Below are 23189 nucleotides of genomic sequence, written 5' to 3'. Positions count from 1 at the left end.
TGTTCAAAGAATGATACGGTTTGCGCATGACCGCTTCCCCGATCCCCGGCACCCGCCCCAGCCTCGGCATCACGGCCCTCGGCACGTACGCGCCGCCTAGAAGGGTCACGAACGCGGACTTCGAGGCGCGGATCGACACGAACGCCGAGTGGATCGAGAGCCGCACCGGCATCCGCGAGCGCCGCTTCGCCGCTCCGGACGAGTACACCTCGGACGTGGGGGTGGGCGCCGTGCGTGACCTGCTCGCGCGTGATCCGGACGCGCTGCTCGAGGTGGACGCCGTGATCTGCGCGACGGTGAGCCCCGACGCCCTGATGCCCTCGACGGCGGCCCTCATCGCCATGCAGGTGGGCCTGACCGGGGCCGCCGCCTTCGACCTCTCGACGGCGTGCAGCGGCTTCGTGTACGGCCTGAGCGTGGCGCAGGGCCTGATCCTGGCGGGCACGGCGCGGCGGGGGCTCGTCGTGGGCGCCGAGGCCCTCTCCAAGATCGTGGACCAGGATGACCGCAACACCGCCATCCTCTTCGGGGACGGGGGCGGCGCGGCGGTCGTGGGCCCGGTGCCCCAGGGCTACGGCTTCCAGCACTTCGTGCTCGGGGCCGACGGCGCGGGCGGCTCCAGCCTCTACCTGCGCTGCGCCGCTCCCCGGTTGCCCGGCGGCTTCGAGATGGGCGAGACGGTCGGGATGAATGGCCGCGAGGTCTTCAAGTTCGCCGTGCGCGTGCTCGGCGACAGCGGCAACGAGGTCCTCGCCAAGACGGGCCTGAGCAGCGCGGACGTGGACTGGCTGGTTCCCCACCAGGCCAACATCCGCATCATCGAGGCGGCGTGCGAGCGGGTGGGGATGCCCCTGAGCAAGACGGTCGTCAACCTGGGGCGCTACGGCAACACGTCGAGCGCCACCGTGCCCCTCGCCCTGCGGGAGGCCCTCGACGACGGGCGCATCCGCGACGGCCAGCAGCTCCTCCTCGTCGCGTTCGGCGGCGGCCTGAGTTGGGCGGCCTCGACGATGAAGTGGTGGGGCGGGGCCCCCAGCCTCGTGGCGCGGGCGGAGCGCGAAGCGGTGGGCGTGTGACCATCGCCGCTCTCTTCCCAGGCCAGGGCTCGCACGCCGTCGGCATGGGAGCCGACCTCACCGCCGCCTTCCCCGAGGCCGAGGCCGTGTACGCCGAGACCGAGCGGACCCTCCCCGGCCTGCGGTCGTTGATCGAGACCGGGCCATTGGAGGAGTTGACCCTCACCGCCAACCAGCAGCCCGCGCTCGTCGCCGCGTCGGTCGCCGCCTACCGGGCGTGGCAGGCCAAAACGGGATTATCCCCGGCCTTCGCCGCCGGGCATTCGCTGGGCGAGTACAGCGCCCTCGTCGCCGCCGGAACGCTGGGGCTCGCCGACGCGCTGCGGCTGACCCGTCGGCGCGGTGAGCTGATGCAGGAGGCTGTGCCCGTCGGCGTCGGGGCGATGAGCGCCGTGATGGGCGACCCGGATGTGGTGCGCGAGGTGTGCGCGGGGGCACAGGGCGTCGTGCAGCCTGCCAACTTCAACGCGCCGACCCAGACGGTCATCTCCGGGGAGAAGGCCGCCGTGGACGCCGCCGCCGCCGAACTCAAGGGCCGGGGCCTGAAGGTCATTCCCCTCAAGGTGAGTGCGCCCTTCCACTGCGCGCTGATGCGTCCTGCGCAGGACGCCCTGACGCCCGACCTGCACGCCACCACCTTCGGCCCCCTCGCCTTCCCGGTGCTGGCGAACGTGACCGCCGAGCCGAACGAGGACCCCGCCGCCCTGCCGGGGCTGCTCGCGCGGCAGATCACGGGGAGCGTGCGCTGGGTGGAGACGGTGCGGCGGCTCGCGGACCTGGGGGCGGACACCTTCGTCGAGTTCGGCCCGGGCACGGTGCTCACGGGCCTCGTCAAACGCATTCTGCCGGACGCCCGGACCCTGAACGTGGGACAATCGGGCGATCTCGGATGACCACGCTGCAAGCTCAATCTGCCTACACCCGCGAAGAACTCCTCCAGGCGCTCGCCCAGATGCAGGGGGAGGTGGTGACCTATCTGCGCAAGCTGCCCGCCGAGGACTTCACGCGCGGCTCGGCCCAGGACTGGTCCCCGGCCCACCACCTCCACCACCTGACGCTCTCGAACGCGCCGGTCGCCCAGGCCCTCCAGATTCCGCGGGACCGTCTCGGGCGGCGGGGGGTGGGGCGGGCCTCGCGGTCCTACCTCGACATCCGCGACCAGTACCGCGACGCGCTGGCGGGCGGGGCCAAGGCGTCGGGCCGGTACGTGCCCGATCCCCAGGGCGATCAGGCCACCCTCGTCGAGGAGTACGCGCAGGCCACCGCCGCCGTCCGCACGGCGCTGGCGGGCTGGACCGAGGCCGACCTCGACCGCTTCGCGCTGACACACCCCGTGCTGGGCGAACTCAGCGTGCGGGAGATGCTGCTCTTCACCCTCTACCACAACCGCCACCATCTCGGCGGCGTGAAGACCCGTCTGGAGCAGGCATGACCCAACCCCAGAAAGTCGCCCTCGTCACCGGTTCCAGCCGGGGCCTCGGGCGCGCGACGGCCCTCTCGCTCGCACGCGCGGGCTTCGGCGTAGCGGTGCATTACGGCAGGAATCAATCGGAGGCCGAACGCGTGGCCGAGGAAATTCGCGCCCTCGGCGTGCCCGCGCAGGTGTTCGGCGCCGACCTCTCCACGCCCGCCAACGCGAGCACACTCGTCGAGGACGTGATCAAGGCGATGGGACGTCTCGACGTGCTCGTGAACAATGCCGGGATCACGCGGGACACCCTCGCCGTCCGCATGAAGGACGAGGACTGGGACGCCGTTCTCGACACCAACCTGGGCAGCGCCTTCGCCGCCAGCCGCGCCGCGATCAAGCACATGATGCGCGCGCGCACGGGCCGCATCGTCAACATCGCCTCCGTGGTGGGCCTGATGGGCAACCCCGGCCAGGCCAACTACGTCGCCAGCAAGGCGGGGCTGATCGGCCTGACCAAGGCGCTCGCCAAGGAGTACGGCGGGCGCGGCATCACCGTGAACGCGGTCGCCCCCGGCTTCATCGAGTCGGACATGACGGCGGGGCTCCCGGAGGACGTGCAGAAGACGTACCTGGGCGGCATCCCGCTCGGTCGCTTCGGCCAGCCGGGGGAGGTCGCCGCGCTCGTGGCGTTCCTGGCCTCGGACGCCGCCGGGTACATCACGGGGCAGGTCATCGGGGTGGACGGGGGGCTATACCCGCACTGAGGTATGGCGGAGAAGCAGCGACGACGCGGAGAGGGAGGAGCCGCATCCGCAGTGCTGGAACGGCATCTTCCACGTTGAATTACGGCAGAGTGCAAAAATATTGTCATGCTGAGCGCAAGCGAAGCATCCCCAAACGAGGGGACCCTTCGCTGCGCTCAGGATGACAAGCCTTGCGAGCCCCGCCATAGGCGGCAAATTTGCTTCAGACTGGGGCGTCTGTACCAACGCTCTCTCGGCGATGGACGGGCGGGCCATGTTCGAGCACGACGGGTGTGAGCGTCACGTCGAGACGACGGACCGCTGAGGTTCGCTGCTTCCACGCGCCGCTCCCGTATACTGCCCCTGTCCAGCCTGGGCGGGTTTCATGACAAGGGGAACAAACGAGAGGGGCCACTCCAAACGCGAAAGCGCCCGGAGTTGGCAGCTCCGGGCGCGGAAAGGGGGTGGGTGCTATGCGCTCACCACGCAAGAAGCATCCTACCACGCGTGAGAAGCGGAGGAAAAGGCGTCCAAAGACGGCTGAGGTCCTTGCGATCCTCGGCACCGTCGCGGTCCTGATCACCGCCCTGGCGCACCTCATTCAGGCCCTGAAGTAAGCCCTCTCGTCCCCTGAAGCCTCTGCCCTGCTGGACGCGCCCCCGGGAAACCGGGGTTTTCCTTTTGCTGGGGCCCGGCTTGAACCCCGTCCAGCCTTTTTTGCCTCCTGGCGACTCGCGTGTAGACTGGCGCGAGACTTCAGACCAAGGAGGGATGTAAGCATGGCAACATTCGAGGACGTGAAGGAAGTGATCGTCGAGAAACTCGGCGTGGACGCGGATAAGGTGACCCCGGAGGCCCGTTTCGTGGAGGACCTGGGGGCCGACAGCCTGGAGACGGTCGAGCTGATCATGGGCCTGGAGGACAAGTTCGGGGTCAGCATCAGCGACGAGGACGCCGAACAGATCCGCACCGTGCAAGCCGCCGTCGATTACATCGGCTCCAAGCAGTAACGCGCGGGAACGCAGCGCCCGCAAGGGAAATCGAGAGCCGGGTGGGCGCGGGATCGACCGTGGGCCCACCCGGTTCTCTTTGAAGGGGGAGGGCAGCATGAGCGTGACGGGACTGAGGCGGGTGGTGATTACGGGCGTGGGCCCGGTCACGCCCATCGGCACGGGGGCGGAGACGTTCGCCCAGGCGCAGCGGGCGGGCAGGAGCGGCATCGGCCTGATCGACCGCTTCGACACCTCGAACGTGGCGAGCAAGATCGCGGGGCAGGTGGACGACGATCTCGACGAGTTCGTGGACCCGCGCGAGGCGCGCAAGCTCGACCGCTACGTGCAGCTCGCGCTGGTGGCGGCGGAACTCGCCCGGCGCGACAGCGGCCTGTCCGAGGAAGACCTGCGCGGTGAGCGCGTCGGGGCGATCATCGGCAGCGGCATCGGCGGGGTGAAGACCTTCGAGGAGCAGGCGGGCGTGCTGCACGCGCGCGGCCCGGGGCGCATCAGCCCCATGTTCATCCCCATGATGATCGCCAACATGGCGACCGGGCACGTCGCCATGCGCTACGGCGCGACCGGGCCGAGCAGCACCGTCGTCACCGCCTGCGCGACCGGCACCGGGTCGGTCGGCGACGCCGCGCGCTATATCCAGCTCGGTCTCGCCGACGTGATGCTCGCGGGCGGCACCGAGGCGGCGGTCACGCCCATCGCCATCGGCGGCTTTTCCAACATGAAGGCGCTTTCGACCCGCAACGACGAGCCGGAAAAGGCCAGCCGCCCCTTTTCCGCCAGCCGTGACGGCTTCGTCCTCGGCGAGGGGGCGGGCGTGCTCATCCTGGAGGAGTTCGAGAGGGCCAGGGCACGCGGGGCGGACATCTACGCCGAGATCGTCGGCTACGGCACGAGCGCGGACGCGCACCACATCACCCTCCCGGCCCCCGAGGGCCGCGGCGCGCAGGTCGCCATGCGCATGGCCCTCGTCACGGCGGGCGTGAACCCGGACGAGGTGGGGTACGTCAACGCCCACGGGACGAGCACCCACTTCAACGACCTCCACGAGACGCAGGGCATCAAGCACGTCTTCGGTGAGCACGCGCACCACCTCGCCATCAGCTCCACCAAGTCGATGACCGGGCACCTCCTCGGGGCCGCCGGTGCCATCGAGGCCATCGCGGTCGCGCAGGCCCTCCAGGACGGCGTCCTGCCGCCCACCATCAACCTCACCGACCCCGACCCGGCCCTCGACCTCGACTACATCCCGGAGGGCGCGCGGGAGAGGCAGGTCGAGTACGCGCTGAGCAACTCCTTCGCCTTCGGGGGGCAGAACGCGGCGCTGCTGTTTCGGCGGGTCTGATCCCGGAAGGAGGGTGGGCCCCGGCGGGCGCGAGACGACCGGGGCCCGTCCGCTTTTGCTGAGAGAAGTAGCGTTTCGGCCTTCATCGTCCCCTCTCAATGTCGCTGGCCTTTCGCTGGGCCCGCGATCTGTTCATTACTCTGGGGCATGACCGTGCGCGCCGAGAAGCCCGTCGCCCCCTCCCCGGAGCCGCCTGCCCCACCCAGACGCCCGCGCAAGACCGCGCGCCCGGAGGTCACGGGTGGGGCGCCGCGCACGCTGAGCACGGTCGCCAAGCCGGAGAGTACCTTTCTCAACCGCGAACTCTCCTGGCTCGCCTTCAACGAGCGGGTGCTCGCCGAGGCGCGCGACGAGCGCAATCCGCCGCTGGAACGGCTGAAGTACGCGGCGATCTGCGGCAGCAACCTCGACGAGTTTTTCATGGTGCGCGTGGCGGGCGTCCACCGCCAGATCGCGGCGGGGGTCAGCACACCCAGCCCCGACGGCCTCCAGCCCCGCGAGACCCTGCGGCTCGTGCGTGAGCGGACCCACACCATGCTGCGCGAGATCGAGCGGGCGGCCCGGACAACCCTCAAGGTCCTCGCCGCCCACGGGGTGCGCCTCGTGCGGGTGGCCGACCTCGGCAAGCGGGCGCGGGCGGCGCTGCGCGAGCACTACCTCTCGCAGATTCAGCCTGTCCTCACGCCGCTCGTGGTGGACCCCAGCCACCCCTTCCCGTACCTGAGCAACCTCAGCCTCAACCTCGCGGTGCTCCTCGACGCGGGGGAGGGCGAGGAGCCGGACTTCGCGCGGGTGAAGGTGCCCGTCGGCGTGCTGCCGCGCGTCGTGCCCGTGGGGGACGCGCTGCTGCTGCTCGAGGACGTGATCGCCGAGCACCTCGGGGACCTCTTCAAGGGGCGCACCGTGCTCGCCGCGCACGTCTTCCGGGTGACGCGCAACACCGACTACGAGTTCGAGGAGGAAGAAGCAGAAGACCTCCTCGCCACCATCGAGGACGGGCTGCGGCGGCGGCGCTTCGGGTCGGCGGTGCGGCTGGAGGTCATGGGGGACACGCCGCCCGGGATCGTCACCTTCTTGCAAGAGCGGCTGGGGCTGGCGCGCGAGGACATCTTCCTGCTCGACGGGCCGCTGGGCACCGCCGACCTGATGGGCTTTCCCGCCGAGCGGCCCGACCTCTCCTTTCCGCCCTACGTGCCCGCCGTGCCCGACCTCGACGGCGACGACGACGACGGCATCTTCGCCACCCTGCATCACGGCGACGTGGTGCTGCACCACCCCTACGACGGCTTCACGAACGTGCTGAATTTCCTGGAGGAGGCTGCCCGCGATCCGCAGGTCCTCGCCATCAAGCAGACGCTCTACCGCACCGGGGACGATCCTAGACTGCTCGGGGCCCTGCGCACCGCCGCCGAGAACGGCAAGCAGGTCGTGGCCCTGATCGAACTCAAGGCCCGCTTCGACGAGCAGCGCAACATCTCGTGGGCGAGGAAACTCGAGCGCGCCGGGGCCCACGTCGTCTACGGCATGGCGGGCCTGAAGACGCACGCCAAGGTCACCCTCGTCGTTCGGCGCGAGGAGGGGGAGTTGCGGCGCTACGTCCACATCGGCACGGGCAACTACAACCCCAAGACGGCGCGGCTCTACACCGACCTCAGCCTGCTCTCGGCGGACCCCGACCTCGGGGCGGACGCGGCGGAGCTGTTCAACCACCTCACCGGGTACGCGGAGGCGGGGTACAGCCGCCTGCTCGTGGCGCCCGACACCGCCCGCAGCGGCTTCGAGGCCCTCCTCGACCGCGAGGTGGAACACGCGCAGGCGGGGCACGAGGCCTGGGCGCGGGTGAAGGTCAACCAGCTCACCGACCCCGCCCTGATCGACGCGCTGTACCGCGCCTCGCGGGGGGGGGTGCGGGTGGAGCTGATCGTGCGCGGGGTGTGCTGCCTGCGGCCCGGCGTTCCGGGGCTTTCCGAGACGGTGCGGGTCCACAGCCTGCTCGGGCGGTATCTGGAGCACGCGCGCATCTTCGCCTTCGGCAACGCGGGGAGCCCCGAGGTCTACTTCGGCAGTGCCGACTGGATGAGCCGCAACCTCGACCGCCGGGTGGAGGTGGTTTCTCCCGTCCTCGACGACCGCCACCGCGACCAGCTCCTGCGCATCCTCGACACCGAGTGGACCGACCAGCGCGGCTCGTGGGAACTCGGCGTGGACGGCGTGTACCAGAAGCTCGTCGGCGACTTCAGCGCCCAGCAGGCCTTCGCGGAGGCCCGCCACCCCGTCTGACGTGCCCGCCGCCGCGCCGGACGCCCTCTTCGACCTTGCCGTGAACCGGGCGCACGCGGCGCTGCGGGGGTTGCGTCCGGGCGACCCGACGCAAGCCCTCGCGGAGTGGCACGCCCGCACCCGGTTTGCGCGGCGCGTTTCATTGGCGGCGGTGACGGAAGCTCTGGCCCGGAAGCCGGACCTGCCCGGCGAGTGGCATTGGGCGGGGGGGCCGGAGGGGGGCTGGGTGGCGGGGAAGGCGCCGTTTCCGTGAGGGTAGTGTGGGAGAGCGAAGGGGTTGGACGGCTGAGTTGCTGGGTGGCCCGGGCCGTTCACCCCCACCCAACCTCCCCCCTCAAGGGGGAGGGGAAAAGAAGGCGTCCCGGCTGCTTGATCAGGTGGGTTGGAGAAGGCACCTCTTTCCCCACCCCCTACAACCCACGTCCCACCACCTCCGCTGCCACCCGCACCGCCCGCGTGATCTCGTCCTGCGGCAGGTAGGGCAGGGCGGGGCGGTCCTCGGGCATGGCGAGGGCGACCTCGGCGTTGGCGGGGACGTGCAGGAAGCCGCAGGGCACCTCGCCACGGCCCGAGCGGCTGAGCCAGTCGAGGGCGTGGTAGAGCACGAAATTGCAGACGTAGAGCCCCGCCGTGTTGCTGACGTCGCCGGGGATGCCCGCCTGCCGCCACCCGTCCACGACGGCGCGCAGGGGCAGGGTGCTGAGGTAGGCGGAAGGGGCGCCCGCGTCCGTGTGGGCCGGGTGGTCGCGGTAGGTCTGCCCGGCGTTGTCCGGAATCCGGAAATCCATGACATTCAGGGCGACCCGCTCCACCGTCACCTGCGGACGGCCCGCCGCGAGCCCCGTCAGCAGCACGGCGTCCGGCTGGTGCGTGTTCAGAAGTTCGCGCAGGGCGCTGGCCGCCGCGTGCGGCTCGACGGGCAGGAGCGCCGAGACGACCCGCGCCCCGCCCACCGTCAGCCCGTCCAGCGCCTCCGCCGCCTGGGCGCTCGGGTTGGTCGGGTGGGTGTGGAAGGGCTCGAAGCCGGTGAGCAGGAGCGCGGGCATGGGGTGGAGGATAGGGCGGGAGACCTCCGACCGTGCGCCACGGTTCACCCGTGCCCCGCCCGCTATCCTCCCCGTGTGCCGGAACTGCCCGAGGTCGAGACCACGCGCCGCAAGATCGAGCCGCTGCTCGCGGGGCGCACCATCCTCAGCGTCACGCACGACGCGCCGCACCGTTACCGCGACACGCACCTCGCGCACGGGCGGCGGGTGAGCGGCCTGTCGCGCCGGGGCAAGTACCTGATGCTGCACCTCGCGGCGGCGGACGCGCTGGAGGAGGGCCCCCACGACCTCGACTTCATCGTCCACCTGGGCATGACGGGCGGCTTCCGGCTGGAGGAGGGGCCGCACACCCGCGTGACCGTCGAGACGGACGCCGGGAAGCTCTACTTCCACGACCCCCGCCGCTTCGGCAAGATGGCGGTCGTGCCCGCCGGGGAGTACGGGGGGATGCCGACCCTCACGGGGATGGGGCCGGAGCCGCTCTCGGACGACTTCCGGGAAGAGGACTTCGCCCGCCTCGCGGCCCATTGCGGGGCGGTGAAGCCCTGGCTTCTCTCGCAAAAACCCGTGAGTGGCGTGGGCAACATCTACGCCGACGAGAGCCTGTGGCGGGCCCGCATCCATCCGGCCCAGACCCGTCTCACCCGCGAGGAGGCCGGGCGCCTCTACCGGGCGGTTCGCGAGGTCATGCACGAGGCGGTGGAGGCGGGCGGAAGCTCCCTCGGCGACGGGCTGGGCAACTACCGCCAGCATGACGGGGAACCCGGTGCCTTCCAGGGCCGCCACGTCGTCTACGGGCAGACGGGGAAGCCCTGCCCGCGTTGCGGCACGCCGATCCAGAAGATCGTGCTCGCCCAGAGGGGAACGCATCTTTGCCCGCACTGCCAGGGGCTGCGCGAGGGGGCGGGCCGATGACCGACCTCACCGGCCTGCGCCTCTCCTACACCCGCGACGAGTTGCGCCGCGCCGACCTCGACCCCGATCCCCTCGCCCAATTTCAGCTTTGGCTGGACGAGGCCCTGCGAGACGGCTTGCGCGAGCCCTACGCCCTGAGCCTCGCCACGGCGGACGCGGCGGGGAGGCCGGGCGTGCGGACGGTCCTGCTGCGGGGGGCGGACGAACGCGGGCTGACCTTCTACACGAACTACGACTCGCACAAGGGGCGCGACCTGGAGGCCAACCCACAGGCCGAACTGCTCTTCCACTGGGCCGAGCACGAGCGGCAGGTGCGCGCCTACGGGCGGGTCGAGCGGGTGAGCGAGGAGGAGAGCGCGGCCTACTTCCACGCCCGGCCCCGCGAGAGCCAGCTCGCCGCCCACGCGAGCGACCCGCAGAGCGCGCCCATAGAAGGCCGCGAGGCGCTGGAGGCCAAGCTCGCCGCGCTGCACGCCCGCTTCCCGGGGGACACGCCCGTCCCCAAGCCCGACTTCTGGGGTGGCTACCGGGTGCGGGTGGCGGAGTGGGAGTTCTGGCAGGGCAGAGCGAACCGGATGCACGACCGCTTCCGCTTTGTGCGCGCGGGGGAGGGTTGGCGGGTCGAGCGGCTGATGCCCTGACCTCCCGGGCCACGCTAGCCTGAGCCCATGAGGGTCCTCATCGTCGTGGCGACCGCCGGGGAGGCCGAGCGCCTCGCCGAGCTGCCCGCCCGCGTGGTCGTGAGCGGCGTGGGCCCGGTCGCGGCGGCGCTCGCCACACAGCGCGAGTTGCTGGCGGAGAGGTTCGACCTCGCCGTGAGTGCGGGCATCGGCGGCGCGTACCCGGGGGGCGGTCTGGGCCCCGGCGACCTCGCCTTGTCGAGCGTCATCGTGCAGGCCGATCTGGGGGCTTGGGACGGGGAGAACTTCCTTGACCTCGCGGCTCTGGGGCTGTCCGTCCTGCCCGACGAGCCTCACCCCGGAGTCTTCCCGGCCTGGGAGGGAGCGGCGGACCTCGCCCGGAGGACCGGTGCCCCCTGTGGCCCCACCCTCACGCTGAGCACAGTGACGGGGAGTGCCGAGCGGGCCCACGCCCTCGCCCGGCGTTACCCCGGTGCCCTCACCGAGGGGATGGAGGGGGCGGGGGTGGCCCACGCGGCGCGGCTGGCGGGCGTTCCGGCCCTCGAAATGCGGGGGGTCAGCAACCCCGTCGGCCCGCGTGACCGGGGCGCGTGGCGGATCGGGGAGGCGCTGACCGCCACCCGGCGCGGGCTGGAGGGACTGTTAAGCCTCTGATTCTCCGCCCGGCTCCGCGCCTCACCGCCGCCGCGTTACCCTGCGGGTATGAAGCCCTCCCCCCTGTCCTCGCGGAGCCGCCCGTGAACGCCCCCAAATTTCGCGTGTGGCTGGTGGTCGCCCTGATGTGCGGGTGGGGCATTCTGGCGATCCGCTTCGTGCAGCAGGGCAACGTGCCCTTCGCCCTGCTGTGCGGCCTGCTCTTCGTCACGAACGGCGTGACCCTCTGGCGGCTGACCAAGCGGGGCAAGTAGGTCTCGCCGGGGCAGCGTCACCCCCGGAGCCGGGCACGGTGCAGGCGCCAGCCGCGCGTGCGGCAGGAGCGGATCAGCTCGCGGGCGGGAAGCACCACGCGCGGCGTCATCCACGACTGCGAGGGCTTGTGGAGGGCCCAGCCGCCGCCGAGGGTGACGGCGGCGTGTTGGACCTGACTGGACCCGTCGCGCCAGACGAGGACCGTCCCCGGGTGATCGTCGCGTCCGCCGCGCCGGGTACGCCCCGCCAGAAACGCCTCGAACGGTTCGCGCTGCATCCACTCGCGCTCTGCCTCCGGCACGCCCGCCGCCCCCACGACCGTGCCGAAGCAGTTCGGGCCACTGGCGTGCGGGAACGTGCCTGCCAACTCACGGGCGCGGGGCAGGAGGGGAAGGGCGGCGCTCCACACCTCGGCGGGCACCTCGGCGCGGCGGCAGGCGAGCGTGTCCAGCGACACCACCCGCGCCAACACGGCGGGCGAGACCAGGGCGGGCCACCACACGAACCGCGTCCCCTCCAGGCCGGCGAGGAGGTCCTCGAAGTCCCGCGTCCGCGCCACCCCACCCCGCCTGTGCCGCACCTGGGCCCGCAGCAGGGCGCGGCGGGAGGCGGGCGACAGGCCCCTCCAGTCGTCACCGCCCAGCCACGCGATCCGGTCGGCCTCGGGGGGAATGCTCCACGTGTGGAAGGTGTCGCGGGCCTCGGGCGTGAGCCTGACCTCCGCGCGGGGAAGCGTCTCCACCCCAAGTTTCCGTGCTTCCGCCGCCGTCAGGAAAAAGGGCTGCCGCGCCGGGGCGAGCCATCCGGCCCACGCGTCCAGTAACCCCGGCGGGACGGGGATGCCCAGCACCTCCACGGCCTCCGCCATGAGAGTCACAGGGGCAGCACGTACACGTCACTGTCTTCGACCACCGTGCCGTAAATCCGCACCGGCTTGACGGCGGGCAGGGTCTTGGCCTTGCCGGTGGCGAGTTCGAACTTCGCCCCGTGCTTCTCGCAGGTGATGCGGCCCGCGCTGACCTCTCCGCCGAGCAGGGGGTAATTCTGGTGGGTGCAGTTGTTCCGCAGGGCGTAGAACGCGCCCTCGTACCGCACGACGACCACGCCCACGCCGTCCACCTGCACCTCCGTCTGGCTGCCCTCGGGCAACTCCGCCTCCGCGCCGACCCTCACCCGCTCGCTCATGCGGGCGAGTCTAGCGGGAGAGGAGGCGTCGGTGCCTCCCGTTCCCCTGCTGGGACGCCCCTCCTCCTTTGGATGGATGAGCGGGACACTCATCGTGAGCTATGTACTCTCCTGAGTTCCTCTTTCGCCACCCTTCCGGAGGTTCCCATGGTGCAGACCGCCCTCAAGGCTCTCGCTGACGCCCTCTCCTGGCTCGCCGCTCTCGCCGTGCCGCTGGCCGCCACCCTGGGGGTAGCGCTGGTGGGGCTGTGCCTCATTGGCCTGCTCGACCGCGAACGCTTCCGGGCGGGGCTGGGATGGGTGGGGACGCGGTTGCCCGCCTCCTTGCGCTGGGCGCTCGTCGCGCTGGCGGTGGGGGTGGGCGCTCTCGCGCTGCACGTGACGCGGCGGACGGTGGACGCGCGGCTGGGGGCGGGGCAGAACGCCCGGTACGCGAACGCCGCCGACCCGGACGGGGGGCAGACCGTGCAGGCTTCCCCGCGGGTGAGCCTGCTCGACGCCCGGACGTACACCCGTACCCTCGTCCTCCCCGCCGACGTGTACGCGCGGCTGCAAGTGGGCGGGGGGTGGGAGACGCTGCTTCCCTACCTCGTGGGCACCCCCGGCCTGACCGTGCAGGACATCCGCGAGGGCTTCACCCGGCGGGGGCGCACCCTCGTCTACACGCGGGACGTGACGCTCCAGACCGAATCGCCCCTGGGCCTGGACACCAGCCGGGTGAACGCGGACCGGCGCTTCGTGGACCCGCCGGGCGGGCGCGGCACGTACTACAACGCGACCTTCTCCGCCGACTACACCTTCACCAACCCGCGCACGGAACCCGTCACCGCGCGTTTCGTCTTTCCCCTGCCGCAGGGGAGCGGCACCCTGAGCGGCTTTCGCCTCACCGTGAACGGGCGGGGCTACCGGGCGAGCGACCTGCGGGAGGGGAGCGTGTGGGAGGGCCGGGTCGGCGCCGGGCAGACGGTGCGGGTCAACGTCACCTACCGGCACCAGGGCTCGCGCGGCTGGAGCTACCGCCTCGCCGACCGCCGTGAGCCGCTGCGCAACCTCGACCTCACCGTCAGCGCCGACCGGCCCGCGAAGTTCGAGCGTTACAGCCTCTTTCCCACGGACATTTCGCGGGACGGGCTGGGGCGGGCGCGCACGTTGCGCTGGCAGCTTCAGGACGTGATCACCGCGCAAAACGTCGCCGTCGTCTTCGCGCAGGGCAGCGTGCGGGAGACGCTCGCCAAGGTCGGGCTGACGGCGCCGCTGGCCCTGCTGCTCGCGCCGCTGCTCGTTCTGGCGTGGGCGGGGCGGCGTCGGCGGGTGATCGCGCCGTTGCCGCTGGCGGGGGCGGTGCTGGGACTCGCGGTCGGGTTCGTGCTGGGGGGCGTGCTGACCTCCTACCTGCCGCCGCTCGTCGCCCTGCCGCTCGGTGCGGGGGTGGGGGTGGCGTTCGGGGTGGTCGCGCTTGGGCGGGGGTCTGTGCTGCCGTTGGTGGTGGCCGCGTTCGTGCCGCTCGTGTTTCTGGTGGTGGGGCACGCGGGGCTGTTGCTCACGTTGCTGGCGGGGGGGATGCTCTTGCTGCTGGTGGGGGGAAGGGGCCGGGTGACTTGATTCGGCTTCTTGCCCCCACCCCTCTGCCCCCTACCCCCAGGGGGTGAGGGGGCGTGTGACCACCCCCACCGCCCCTCCCCACCAAAAGGCAAGATGAACCCGCCAAGCCCCACGAGTCCACAGGAAAAAGGCCGGGAAGACCCTCCCCAGCCCCCTCATCCCGCATCGCTCGGGCCTCAACCCTGCCCGTCCAACCTCATCTGCCACTCCGTAAACTCCGCCCACGGCGTGAAGCCCAGCGCCACGTTGATGCCGAGCATGGCGGCGTTCTCGTGGGCATTGTTCGTGCGGATCACGCGGGCGCCGGGGCAGTGGGTGCGGACGTGGCGGATCATGGCGGCCTTGAGCCACTTGCCCAGGCCCTGGCCGCGCTCTGACGGGCGCACGGCGGTCGCTCCCTGGTAGACGAGGGCGGCGCGCTCGGGGCTCCAGAAGACTTCCGTATACCCGGCGAGCTGACCCGTGCGGGTGTTCTCGGCGGCCAGCAGCGGGCGGACCTCCCCGGCCTCGGCGATCATGTCGTCCCAGGCGCGGATCATCTCGGGGGTGATCTGGAAGTCGTCCACGTCGAGGTCGCCCCGGGGCGCGGTGTTCATCACCATGAACACGTCCGCCGCCCGCTCCAGAAACTCCTCCGGGATGCGCTCCCACAGGTGCAGGCGGTAGGCGTCCCCCTCGGGCCGGGCCACCCAGGCGTCCAGCAGGGTGTCCGGAACGGCGGCGAGGTCGAGCTGGCTCTGGCGCAGGACGAGGGCGGGCTCGGCCCCCAGGCGGCGGGCGAAGGCGTCCCCGGCGGGGAGACGGTCCGTGGTGCCGAAGGTGATCAGGCGGCGGCCCTCGCGGCGGGCGGCCTCCTCCACGGCGCGGGCGAGGCCCTGCCCCAGACCCCGGCGGCGCCACGCGGGGTGGACGATCAAACGGGCGTGGGCGGCGTGCAGATTCTGGGTGAGGCTGTATTCCAGCCTGGCCCAGCCGAGCGCCCGCGCTCCCTCCTCGCCGTCCCAGATGGCGAAGTGCGTCATGGCGTCGCCGGGGGTGAGGTGGGTCAGGCTGACGGCCTCGCGCTCGGGAAGGTGGGGGGGCTCCTCCGGGGACGCGAAGGCGTGGCTCTCGGTGAGGAGGTGCCCGACCGCGAGCCGCGCCGCCGGGGACGCGGCCACGGGGTCGAACGGGGTCACGGTCAGGGTGCGCGTCGTCATGGGGTCAGTGTGTGCCCCATGCCCGGGAAGTGCATCCGCAAGGTGGCGGAGGCGAACTAAGTGTTTCGGAGGTCAGGCGGAAGGCCCGAGCTGCCCCGCCAGAAAGGCCATCAGGCCTTTGATGTGCTCCCGGTCGAAGCGGAACTCCACCCCCGCCGCCCGGTACAGCTCGGGAACGGGCACGGTGTTGCCGAGTCTCAGACTCGCCTTGTAGTCCTCCAGCGCGCGGGCCGGGTCCGCCTGCGACGCCCGCCACACCCCCACGGCGGCGAGGTAACACATGGCGTACTCGATGTAGTAAAAGGGCGCCCGGAAGATGTGGTAATACTGCCAGCCCTTCGCGCGCACTCCCTCGTCCAGGCCCTCCCAGTTCACGAAGGGGTGGAAGGTGCGGTCGAGGTCGAGCCACTTCGCGTCGAGGTCGGCGACCGTCACGTCCTCCCCCGCCTCGGCGTAGAGCCAGTGCTGGAAGGCGTCCATCTGGGCGGCCCAGGGCAGGAAGGCGACCACACCCTGAAGCTGCTTTTCGCGGTAGCGGGCGAGTTCGCCTTCGGAGAAGACGTGCCCGAGGTGCTCCAGGGTCAGGAATTCCATCGCCATGCTGGGAATCTCGATGAACTCGATGGGGCTCCAGCGGTTCCACACCAGCGGCTGCGTGTCCCCGCTCAGGAAGCCGTGGAAGGCGTGCCCGACCTCGTGGAAGAGGACCCGTACGTCGTGAGCAGTGCCCACCACGTTCATCAGGACGAAGGGCTCGTTCGTGACCGGGAAATATTCGCAGTACGCGTGCGTCATCTTGCCGGGGCGCGACTCGAGGTCGAGCAGGCCGCCTCGCATCACCTGGAAGCGCCCGCCGAGTTCAGGGTCCAGTCCATCGAAGGCCGTCTGCGCGAGCGTTTCGAGTTCGGCTCCCGTGCGAAAGGGTCTGAGCGATTCGCGTCCTTCGGGATCGAGGAGATTGGTGCGGTTGTAGTCCCAGGGGCGCACCGAGTCGAGCCCGAGCCGCGCGGCGATGCCGGCCATCAACTGAGCGGTGAGGGGCACCACCTCGTCCCGGACCGCCGCGTGGAAGGCGAGGCAGTCTTCCGGCGTGTAGTCCACCCGGTCGAGGCGTTTCCAGGCGTAGTCGCGGTAGTTTTCCAGGTCGGCGTTGCGCGCGAGCTGCCAGCGCGTCCCGATCAGCTCCAGCATCAGGGCGTCGAGGTCGGGGGCCACGCCGAGGGCACTCGCCGCCGGGGCCCGCCACGCCTCCTCGCGCTCGCGGCGGTCGGGGCTGTCGCCGCGCTGCCTGGCCTGGGGGAGGGTCAGCTCCTCGCCCCCGAGCCGCACCTTCAGGTTGCCGGTGAGGGCCCCGTAGCGGTTCATCTGGGCGTCGTGCGTCACCCCCAGCTCCACGTTCGCCTCGCGGAAGAGGGCGGCCTCGTCCCGGAAGCGGCGGTAGGTCAGGGCGAAGTCGGGCGCGGGAACGTAGCCCGGCACGGCCAGCAACTTCTGCGTCAGGGCGTGGTCGGCCCGTTCGGAGGGCGGCCACATCTCCTCCAGAAAGGTGGCGTAACGCGCCTGGAGCGTCTCGTCATCCGTGTGGAGGTCGGCGAGGGTGGCGAGCCGGGCGCCGACCCCCATCAGCTCGCCCGTGAGGGCGCTCCACTCGGCGAGCCAGGCGGGCACGGCCTCCGGGGTCAGCTCGGCGGCCTGGAGGCGGGCGTAGCGGGGGGCGAAGGTCTCCCAGCGGGTCTGGTCGTCCGGCACGCTCAACACGCGCTCGGTGGCGGGGGGGGAGGGGGTCATGGAATGGAGTTTACGCCCGTGGAGACGGTGGACGTGGAGCGGTCACCGCGAATGTCGGTGCGCTCCAACCCCTGCCGCCCCGGCCCTCTAAACTTGCCCCGTGAACGATTCCGCCCCGGCCCTCCCGAGCCCGCCCACCGTCCTCGTCGTCGTGGGGGGCAGCATGGCGGCGGTGAAGGCCCCCTCGGTGCTGCGGCGGCTGCGCGAGCGCGGCGCCCGGGTGCGGGTGATCGCCACGCGGGCGTCTCTCGCCTTCATCACCGAACTCAGCCTGGCGACCGCCGCCGACGGCGAGGTGGCGACCGACGAGACGTGGTTCGCCCCCCACCCCGACGCCCAGCACCTCACCCTCGCGCGGGCGGACGCCGTGGCCGTCGTGGGCGCCTCCGCCGACCTCCTCGCGCGGGCGGCGACCGGGCGCGGGGACGACCTCGCCTCGGCCACCCTCCTGAGCGTCCGCGCCCCCGTCTTGTGGGTCCCGGCGATGAACGAGCGCATGTGGGAGCACCCGGCGGTGCAGGCGAACGCGGAGCGGCTGCGCGGGTGGGGTCACGCCTTCCTGGGCCCGGTCTACGGCGCTTTCGGCTCACGCGGCGAGGGCACGGGGATGGGACGGATGGCCGAGCCGGAGGACATCGCGGCGGCCACCCTCGCCCTGCTCGCTCCCCCCACGTCGCGCGACCTGGAGGGCGTGGGGGTCGTCGTCTCCGCCGGGCCGACCCGCGAGTACCTCGACCCCGTGCGCTTCATCAGCAACCCGTCGAGCGGCAAGATGGGCTTCGCGGTCGCCGCGGAGGCGCGCGACCGGGGGGCTTCGGTGACCCTGGTGACGGGCCCGGTCAGCCTCCCCGACCTGCCCGGCGTGCGGATGGTCCGTATCGAGAGCGCCCTGGAGCTGCGGGACGCGGTGGTGGACGCGGCGCGGGACGCGGGGGTCGTCGTCATGACGGCGGCGGTCGCCGACTACCGGGCCGCCGAACGCTCGGGCGAGAAGCAGGCGAAGGTGGCGGGCGACGTGACGGTCCACCTCACCCCCAACCCCGACATCCTCGCCGAGCTGGGGGCGCAGAAGGGGGGGCGGGTGCTCGTGGGCTTCGCGATGGAGACCCACGCCGGAGTCGAGCGGGCCGCCCTCAAGGCGCGGCGCAAGAACGCGGACTTCATCCTGCTCAACTACCCTACCCGGGAGGGCACCGCGTTCGGCGGCGACGACAACGAGGTCACGCTCGTGCGCCCCGACGGCTCGTTCGAGGAGTGGCCCCGCCTCAGCAAGCGTGAGGTGGCCCGGAGGCTGCTGGGCGAGGCGCTGCGCGTGCGCGGGGGGCAGCAGGAGGCCTGACCACGGGCCCCCCCGACCGCCGTGGTTGAATTATTCAGCCCTCGTGCATAGGATGGCGTGTGCTCAGCAAGGAACAGCGTCAGAAGCGCATTCAGGACATCATCGCGCGGGAGAGCGTCTCCACGCAGGCCGAACTTGTCGAGCGGCTGCGCGCGGAGGGCGTGCAGGTCACCCAGGCGACGGTGAGCCGCGACATCAACGAGCTGCGGCTGGTGCGGCTGCCCATCGGCAAGGGGCGCCACCGCTACGCGCTCGCGCAGGTCAGCGGGCACAACGACGTGCGCGACCAGCTCGAACGCCTCTTCCAGAACTTCGTGCGCGACGTGGACCGGGGCGAGAACATGCTCGTGATCCGCACCGCCGACGGCCACGCCACGGGGGTCGCCCTGCTGCTCGACAAGCTGCGCCGCGACGACATCGTGGGCACCATCGCCGGGGAGGACACCATTTTCGTCGTCGCCCGCACGACCACCGAGGGCGAGGCCCTGATGGAGGAACTCCACGCCCTGATGCTGGGGTGAGGCCCGACCCCGCGGGCAGGGAGGAGGGAGGCGCGATCAACTTTCTCCCGCCGCCCGCACCTCGACCGTCCCGTCCTGAAACTCCAGCGTGAGCCCTTGCCCCGCCCGCACCCCCGCCGCCCGCGTGACCGGCCTGCCCGCCCCGTCCCGCACGAGGGCGTAACCGCGTGCCAGCGTCCGCTCGGGGGTCAGGCCGAGGGCCTGCCGCATCAGGGCGTCCACCTCGGCGCGGGCGGCGTCGGCATGGCGGCGGGCCGACCCCACGGCGCGGTCGAGCGCCCACTGCGCCCCCGCCTCTGCGTTCACCAGCGCCTCGCGGGCGTGGGCGCGGATCAGGCGGGCGTCCTCCTGCGCCTGCGCGGCGGCCCCCACCACCGTGCGGACGACCAGCCCGGCGGCCTTGCTCGGCGTGTCGGTGCGGACGCACGCGACCTCATCGGGCAGGGTGTCGTCGCGGGCGTGGCCGAGCCCCGTGATCACGGGCGCCGGAAAGGTGGCGAGCGCGCGGCCCACCTCCAGGTCGTTGAGCCACGCGAGGTCCGTCACCGCCCCACCGCCCCGGATCACCACCAGGGCGTCCAGCGTCTCCTCCCCGTGTGCCTCCAGAGCCTCCCGGATCGCGTCCGTCAGGCTCGCGCTCGCCTCGCGGCCCTGGAAGGTGGCCTCCAGGTAGAGGAACTCGACCACCCCCGCCGCCTCCAGCGGGTCGGTCTCGCGCCGGAAGTCGCCCAGGCCCGCCGCGCCGACCGGGCTGACCACCGCCACCCGCGCGAAGTCGGTGGGGGCGGGGAGCGAGCGGTTGAGCCCGTAGACCCCCTCGCGTGTCAGCGTCTCGCGCAGGGTCTCCAGCTTGAGCTGGGCGTCTCCCAGGGTGAACTCGGGTGACAGGTCCACCACATTCAGCGAGAAGCCGTACTGGGGGTGGAACTCGGCGGTGCAGAAGAGCAGGACCTTGAGCCCCGCCGTCAGCGTGCCACCCGTCGCGCGGCGGAACTTGCCCTCCAGAAGGGAGCGTTCGCGCGCCCAGAGGGTCGCCCGGCACTTGGCGACCTCCACCCCGTCTTCGAGCTGCACGAGGTCGAGGTACAGGTGGCGGCGGTCGGTGATCGAGGCGACCTCCGCCCGCACCCACACGCCGCCCGGCACCCCGCGCGCGATGACCTGCCCGACGTAGTTCAGCACGTCGGCGAGTTCGAGGAAATGCTCGGGCGGGCGCGTCGTCTCCGCCTTACTCTTCCGCTTGCGCCCGGTCACAGCCGCGCCCCCAGCAAGCGGCCCAGCACCGCCGCCATGACGCCGAGGACCACGCTCAGCCCCACGTACAGGGCGGCGAAGCCCGCCGCGCCCCGTCCCAGCAACCCGTCCACGTCCACGCTGAAGGTCGAGAAGGTGGTGAAGGCGCCCAGCACCCCCGTCCCGAAGGCGAGCCGCGCCGCCTCCGGCCACAGCCCCCGCCCCACGAGCGCCACGGTCAGCCCGAGCAGGAAAGACCCCAGCACGTTGACGAGCAGGATGGAGACGGGAAAGCCGGTTCGGGCCACCACGGGCGCCAGCGCGAGCGTGACCCCGTACCGCGCCGCCGCCCCCAGGGCCCCACCCGCCATCACCCACAGCCACGCGCTCACGGGAGACAGGATAGGGGAGGGTGGGGGGTGGAACGTGGAACAGGGCCTCCACCGCCGACGTTCCACGCTCTACGATCTTCCCGATGATCCGCGCCAAGACCCTCGACGGAGCCGACCTCGCCTGGAACGGGGAGACGGGGGGCGTCTGGGTGGACGCGCAGGGCGTGACGGAAGAGGAACTCGCCCGCCTGCGCGCCGCCTTTCCCCTCAACCGCCTCGCCGTGGAGGACGCGCTGGAGCAGGGCCACTGGAGCCGGGCGGAGGGCTACCCCGAGCACGCCTTCATCACGGTGCGCTCCTTTACCCGGCCCGAGGAGCCTGACGAGTTCACCGAGCGCGTCAGCATCTTCGCCTTTCCCCACGCCGTGCTGACCCTCAGCAGCGCGGGCACCCGGGCGCTGAACAATGTCTGGAACCTCGTGGGCCGCGAGAGCGTGAACACGCCGGGCGAGGTCGTGTACGAACTGCTCGACCAGACCGCCGACACTTTCTTCGTCCTCGCCGACACGCTGGAGGAGCGGGTGGACGCCCTGGAGGAGGAGGTTTTCCAGAACCGCCGCCACAACCCGATCCCGAAGGTCTTCGACCTCAAACACCTGCTCGCCCAGGCCCGCCGCCTGAGCGCCGACGCCCGTGAGGCCACGCTCCTCCTGACCCGCCACAGCGACCCGGGCAGCGCCGACCTGCTCCGCTACCGCGACGCGCAGGACTCCTTTACCCGCGCGAGCGGTCGCCTCGACGGCCTACGCGACCACCTCACCGGCCTGCTCGACCTGCACCTGGGCCTGCAAAGCCAGCGCATGAACGAGGTCATGCGGACGCTCACGGCGGTCAGCGTGATCTTCCTGCCTCTCACCTTCCTCGCGGGCGTGTGGGGCATGAACTTCCACTTCATCCCCGAGCTGTCGTGGCGTTACGGATACGCCCTCGCGTGGGGCAGCTTCCTCCTCATCGGCGGGCTGCTCGCCTACTCCTTCAAGCGGCGGGGATGGTGGTGAGGGTGGAGATCCGGCCCATCGAGCGCGCCGACCTCCCGGGCGTCCTGGCCCTGTGCGCGGCGGAAGGTTTCGGGTCGTACGCGGAGGACGCCGAGGTTACCTGGCGGGCCCTGACCAATCCGGGCGTGACCTCGCTCGTCGCCGTGGAGAAAGGCCGGGTGCTCGGCGTGGCCCAGATGCTCGGTGACGGGGTGATCCAAGCATTCCTCGTGCTGCTCGTCGTCCACCCGGATATGCGGGGGAGGGGCCTGGGGCGGCGGCTCGTGGAGGAGGCGTGCGCGCGGGCGGGAGGCAAGCGGGTGGACCTCCTCGCCGAGGAGGGGGCGGAGGCGTTCTATACCCGTTTCGCGCACCGCCGCAAGCCCGGCTTCCGCCTGTACCCGGACCCGCCGCGCTGAACCTGTCCAGCTCCGATGAAGTCGTAGGAGCACAGATCCCAGTACCCTGACCCATGTCGCCCGTGGTGCTCCAGGGTCCCGAGGAAGAGGTCGTCCTCCAGCGTTTTCGCCGGGCGCTCGCCGACCTGTGGGCGTTCGACCGCGTGCTGATCGAGCACAGGCTGGGCCAGAAGACGGTCGCGCACCGCCTCGCCGTGTATCTGGAGCGGCAGTTTCCGGGCCTCCACACCGACTGCGAGTACAGCCGCAACAGCCGGGTAGAGGACACCTACGACTTCCCCTCCATGAGCCGTCCCCGCCAGCGTGACCTGCGCCGCAACCTCGCGCGCCAGGGCCTGAGCGGGGGAGAGGCCGGGGACGCCGCCCAGCGGGTGACCGATGCCTACCCCGACATCATCGTCCACTACCGCGAGGAAAACCACCTCAACCTGCTCGTCGTGGAGACGCGGCTCCTCGGCGACGCGCGCGGCTGGGGCGGTGTGCTGGACGCCAAGGAAAAGCTCCAGCGGTACACGCTTCAGGGAGAAGAGGGGCTGTACCGCTACGCCGTGGGCCTGCTGGTCGAACTGGGGGTGACGGAGGGGGGAGACCAGAGCGTCGTCCACCAGTTCCGGGACGGGAGAGAGGTGGGGCGGGTGGGGTAGGGGGTGTCAATCACTGTTCGGGAAGATCAAGACGCCGGGGCCGTAGGGCGTAAGCACCCTGACCCATGCTTCTGTGGATTCGGCCAAACGCTCACGATCCAAGACGAGGAAGTGCGGTTCGTCGTTGCGGTCTTCCGTATTGGAATAGGTACGCCAAACTCTCAGTCCTGCAACCAGGGCGGCCAGTTCTTCCACATCCGCAGCCTTCCACTTCTCCTGGATGCCGGGCGGCCACCCGTGGAACCGCGCGAAGAAAGCGACGAGCCGCTCAGCATCCGTAAACGTTGGAATCAGGAAGCCTTCAACCTCACGCTGATCGCAGGCCAGGCCCATGCATTGCTCGCCGTAGGTCACGCCCGTCGAGGCTTCCACGATCACAAATACGTAAGGCTTAGGTCTTGCATCTGGATAAGGTGAGTGAATACCCGTGCTGGCGCAGGAATTCTTCCTCTCGACAGACCTGTGCAGCGAGTCGTTGAATGACCAGCAGGGGCAGGGCCACCCGGGCGGCGACTTC

Annotated in this window: 26 protein-coding genes and 1 pseudogene; 18 read left to right on the top strand and 9 right to left on the bottom strand. The window is 71.3% G+C overall.

Going from position 1 to position 23189, the window contains the following annotated elements; all coding sequences use genetic code 11:
• The first annotated feature begins 26 nt into the window (after window positions 1-26).
• The 8 genes from A7B18_RS04560 (at window position 27) to A7B18_RS04525 (ending at window position 8115) form a co-directional block, all read left to right on the top strand.
• Window positions 27-1076, top strand: a complete 1050-nt coding sequence (locus tag A7B18_RS04560) for a beta-ketoacyl-ACP synthase III (protein ID WP_102125515.1) — start codon at window positions 27-29, stop codon at window positions 1074-1076.
• Entirely contained in the window at window positions 1073-1969 is an 897-nt protein-coding gene (fabD, locus tag A7B18_RS04555) for an ACP S-malonyltransferase (protein ID WP_102125514.1), read from the top strand. The genes A7B18_RS04560 and fabD overlap by 4 nt, the downstream gene beginning before the upstream one ends.
• A complete protein-coding gene (locus A7B18_RS04550; RefSeq protein WP_102125513.1) occupies window positions 1966-2508 on the top strand; it encodes a DinB family protein in 543 nt (180 codons plus the stop codon). The genes fabD and A7B18_RS04550 overlap by 4 nt, the downstream gene beginning before the upstream one ends.
• Entirely contained in the window at window positions 2505-3251 is a 747-nt protein-coding gene (fabG, locus tag A7B18_RS04545; RefSeq protein WP_102125512.1) for a 3-oxoacyl-[acyl-carrier-protein] reductase, read from the top strand. The genes A7B18_RS04550 and fabG overlap by 4 nt, the downstream gene beginning before the upstream one ends.
• A 758-nt stretch (window positions 3252-4009) precedes the next feature.
• Window positions 4010-4240 (top strand): acyl carrier protein, encoded by a 231-nt coding sequence (acpP, locus tag A7B18_RS04540; RefSeq protein ID WP_102125511.1) that lies wholly within the window; start codon window positions 4010-4012, stop codon window positions 4238-4240.
• A 97-nt stretch (window positions 4241-4337) separates the two neighbouring features.
• Complete coding sequence (gene fabF / locus A7B18_RS04535) at window positions 4338-5582, top strand: beta-ketoacyl-ACP synthase II (protein WP_102125510.1); 1245 nt, start codon at window positions 4338-4340, stop codon at window positions 5580-5582.
• Window positions 5583-5729: 147 nt separating this feature from the next.
• Complete coding sequence (gene ppk1, locus A7B18_RS04530) at window positions 5730-7862, top strand: polyphosphate kinase 1 (RefSeq protein WP_102125509.1); 2133 nt, start codon at window positions 5730-5732, stop codon at window positions 7860-7862.
• 1 nt (window position 7863) lies between these two features.
• Window positions 7864-8115, top strand: coding sequence for a hypothetical protein (locus A7B18_RS04525; RefSeq protein ID WP_102125508.1), 252 nt, complete (start codon window positions 7864-7866; stop codon window positions 8113-8115).
• A 157-nt stretch (window positions 8116-8272) separates the two neighbouring features.
• Here A7B18_RS04525 and A7B18_RS04520 read toward each other — a convergent pair whose 3' ends face one another.
• The gene (locus A7B18_RS04520; protein ID WP_102125507.1) at window positions 8273-8908 is read right to left on the bottom strand and encodes a pyroglutamyl-peptidase I; all 636 of its coding nucleotides are present in this window, start codon (window positions 8906-8908) and stop codon (window positions 8273-8275) included.
• 75 nt (window positions 8909-8983) lie between these two features.
• Here A7B18_RS04520 and A7B18_RS04515 point away from each other — a divergent pair, with 75 nt between their 5' ends.
• The 4 genes from A7B18_RS04515 (at window position 8984) to A7B18_RS21860 (ending at window position 11372) form a co-directional block, all read left to right on the top strand.
• A complete protein-coding gene (locus tag A7B18_RS04515) occupies window positions 8984-9823 on the top strand; it encodes a DNA-formamidopyrimidine glycosylase (protein WP_102125506.1) in 840 nt (279 codons plus the stop codon).
• Window positions 9820-10464 (top strand): pyridoxamine 5'-phosphate oxidase, encoded by a 645-nt coding sequence (gene pdxH, locus A7B18_RS04510; protein WP_102125505.1) that lies wholly within the window; start codon window positions 9820-9822, stop codon window positions 10462-10464. The genes A7B18_RS04515 and pdxH overlap by 4 nt, the downstream gene beginning before the upstream one ends.
• A gap of 27 nt (window positions 10465-10491) precedes the next feature.
• Window positions 10492-11118, top strand: coding sequence for a futalosine hydrolase (gene mqnB, locus A7B18_RS04505; RefSeq protein WP_102125504.1), 627 nt, complete (start codon window positions 10492-10494; stop codon window positions 11116-11118).
• A gap of 83 nt (window positions 11119-11201) precedes the next feature.
• Window positions 11202-11372: a hypothetical protein gene (locus A7B18_RS21860; protein ID WP_180970016.1), complete on the top strand. Its 171-nt coding sequence runs from the start codon at window positions 11202-11204 to the stop codon at window positions 11370-11372.
• Window positions 11373-11389: 17 nt separating this feature from the next.
• Here the strand turns inward: A7B18_RS21860 and A7B18_RS04500 are convergent, their stop codons facing one another.
• Window positions 11390-12241 carry a hypothetical protein gene (locus A7B18_RS04500; protein WP_245872741.1) on the bottom strand — a complete coding sequence of 284 codons (852 nt, stop codon included), beginning with the start codon at window positions 12239-12241 and terminating at the stop codon, window positions 11390-11392.
• Window positions 12242-12246: 5 nt separating this feature from the next.
• Complete coding sequence (locus A7B18_RS04495) at window positions 12247-12558, bottom strand: non-heme iron oxygenase ferredoxin subunit (protein ID WP_102125503.1); 312 nt, start codon at window positions 12556-12558, stop codon at window positions 12247-12249.
• A gap of 147 nt (window positions 12559-12705) precedes the next feature.
• On the opposite strand from A7B18_RS04495, the gene A7B18_RS04490 reads away from it, so the two are divergent.
• On the top strand, window positions 12706-14160 hold the full coding sequence (locus A7B18_RS04490; protein WP_102125502.1) for a hypothetical protein: 1455 nt from the start codon (window positions 12706-12708) through the stop codon (window positions 14158-14160).
• 176 nt (window positions 14161-14336) lie between these two features.
• Here the strand turns inward: A7B18_RS04490 and A7B18_RS04485 are convergent, their stop codons facing one another.
• Entirely contained in the window at window positions 14337-15359 is a 1023-nt protein-coding gene (locus A7B18_RS04485; protein WP_102125501.1) for a GNAT family N-acetyltransferase, read from the bottom strand.
• Window positions 15360-15431: 72 nt separating this feature from the next.
• On the bottom strand, window positions 15432-17147 hold the full coding sequence (locus A7B18_RS04480; protein ID WP_102125500.1) for a M3 family oligoendopeptidase: 1716 nt from the start codon (window positions 17145-17147) through the stop codon (window positions 15432-15434).
• Window positions 17148-17247: 100 nt separating this feature from the next.
• Here A7B18_RS04480 and coaBC point away from each other — a divergent pair, with 100 nt between their 5' ends.
• Both coaBC and argR read left to right on the top strand, forming a co-directional pair.
• Window positions 17248-18486, top strand: a complete 1239-nt coding sequence (gene coaBC / locus A7B18_RS04475; protein WP_102125499.1) for a bifunctional phosphopantothenoylcysteine decarboxylase/phosphopantothenate--cysteine ligase CoaBC — start codon at window positions 17248-17250, stop codon at window positions 18484-18486.
• 59 nt (window positions 18487-18545) lie between these two features.
• Entirely contained in the window at window positions 18546-19007 is a 462-nt protein-coding gene (gene argR / locus A7B18_RS04470) for an arginine repressor (protein ID WP_102125498.1), read from the top strand.
• Window positions 19008-19043: 36 nt separating this feature from the next.
• Here the strand turns inward: argR and xseA are convergent, their stop codons facing one another.
• Together xseA and A7B18_RS04460 are read right to left on the bottom strand one after the other, a co-directional pair.
• The gene (xseA, locus tag A7B18_RS04465) at window positions 19044-20261 is read right to left on the bottom strand and encodes an exodeoxyribonuclease VII large subunit (RefSeq protein WP_102125497.1); all 1218 of its coding nucleotides are present in this window, start codon (window positions 20259-20261) and stop codon (window positions 19044-19046) included.
• On the bottom strand, window positions 20258-20611 hold the full coding sequence (locus A7B18_RS04460; RefSeq protein ID WP_102125496.1) for a fluoride efflux transporter FluC: 354 nt from the start codon (window positions 20609-20611) through the stop codon (window positions 20258-20260). The genes xseA and A7B18_RS04460 overlap by 4 nt, the downstream gene beginning before the upstream one ends.
• Window positions 20612-20715: 104 nt before the next feature.
• Here A7B18_RS04460 and A7B18_RS04455 point away from each other — a divergent pair, with 104 nt between their 5' ends.
• Genes A7B18_RS04455 through A7B18_RS04445 form a run of 3 tightly spaced genes read left to right on the top strand, consistent with a single transcriptional unit; the run spans window position 20716 to window position 22672 of the window.
• A complete protein-coding gene (locus A7B18_RS04455) occupies window positions 20716-21630 on the top strand; it encodes a magnesium transporter CorA family protein (RefSeq protein WP_102125495.1) in 915 nt (304 codons plus the stop codon).
• A complete protein-coding gene (locus tag A7B18_RS04450; RefSeq protein ID WP_219722089.1) occupies window positions 21627-22028 on the top strand; it encodes a GNAT family N-acetyltransferase in 402 nt (133 codons plus the stop codon). Before A7B18_RS04455 ends, A7B18_RS04450 begins: the two co-directional genes overlap by 4 nt.
• Before the next feature lie 53 nt (window positions 22029-22081).
• Complete coding sequence (locus tag A7B18_RS04445; protein ID WP_102125493.1) at window positions 22082-22672, top strand: hypothetical protein; 591 nt, start codon at window positions 22082-22084, stop codon at window positions 22670-22672.
• Window positions 22673-22678: 6 nt separating this feature from the next.
• Here the strand turns inward: A7B18_RS04445 and A7B18_RS04440 are convergent, their stop codons facing one another.
• Both A7B18_RS04440 and A7B18_RS04435 read right to left on the bottom strand, forming a co-directional pair.
• Window positions 22679-23050 (bottom strand): DUF6210 family protein, encoded by a 372-nt coding sequence (locus A7B18_RS04440; RefSeq protein ID WP_245872740.1) that lies wholly within the window; start codon window positions 23048-23050, stop codon window positions 22679-22681.
• A 13-nt stretch (window positions 23051-23063) separates the two neighbouring features.
• Window positions 23064-23189: pseudogene (locus tag A7B18_RS04435) on the bottom strand (IS701 family transposase); the annotation flags it as partial.

Source organism: Deinococcus planocerae (genome assembly GCF_002869765.1).
Taxonomy (GTDB): Bacteria; Deinococcota; Deinococci; order Deinococcales; family Deinococcaceae; genus Deinococcus; species Deinococcus planocerae.
This window is presented reverse-complemented; position numbering and strand designations above follow the sequence as displayed.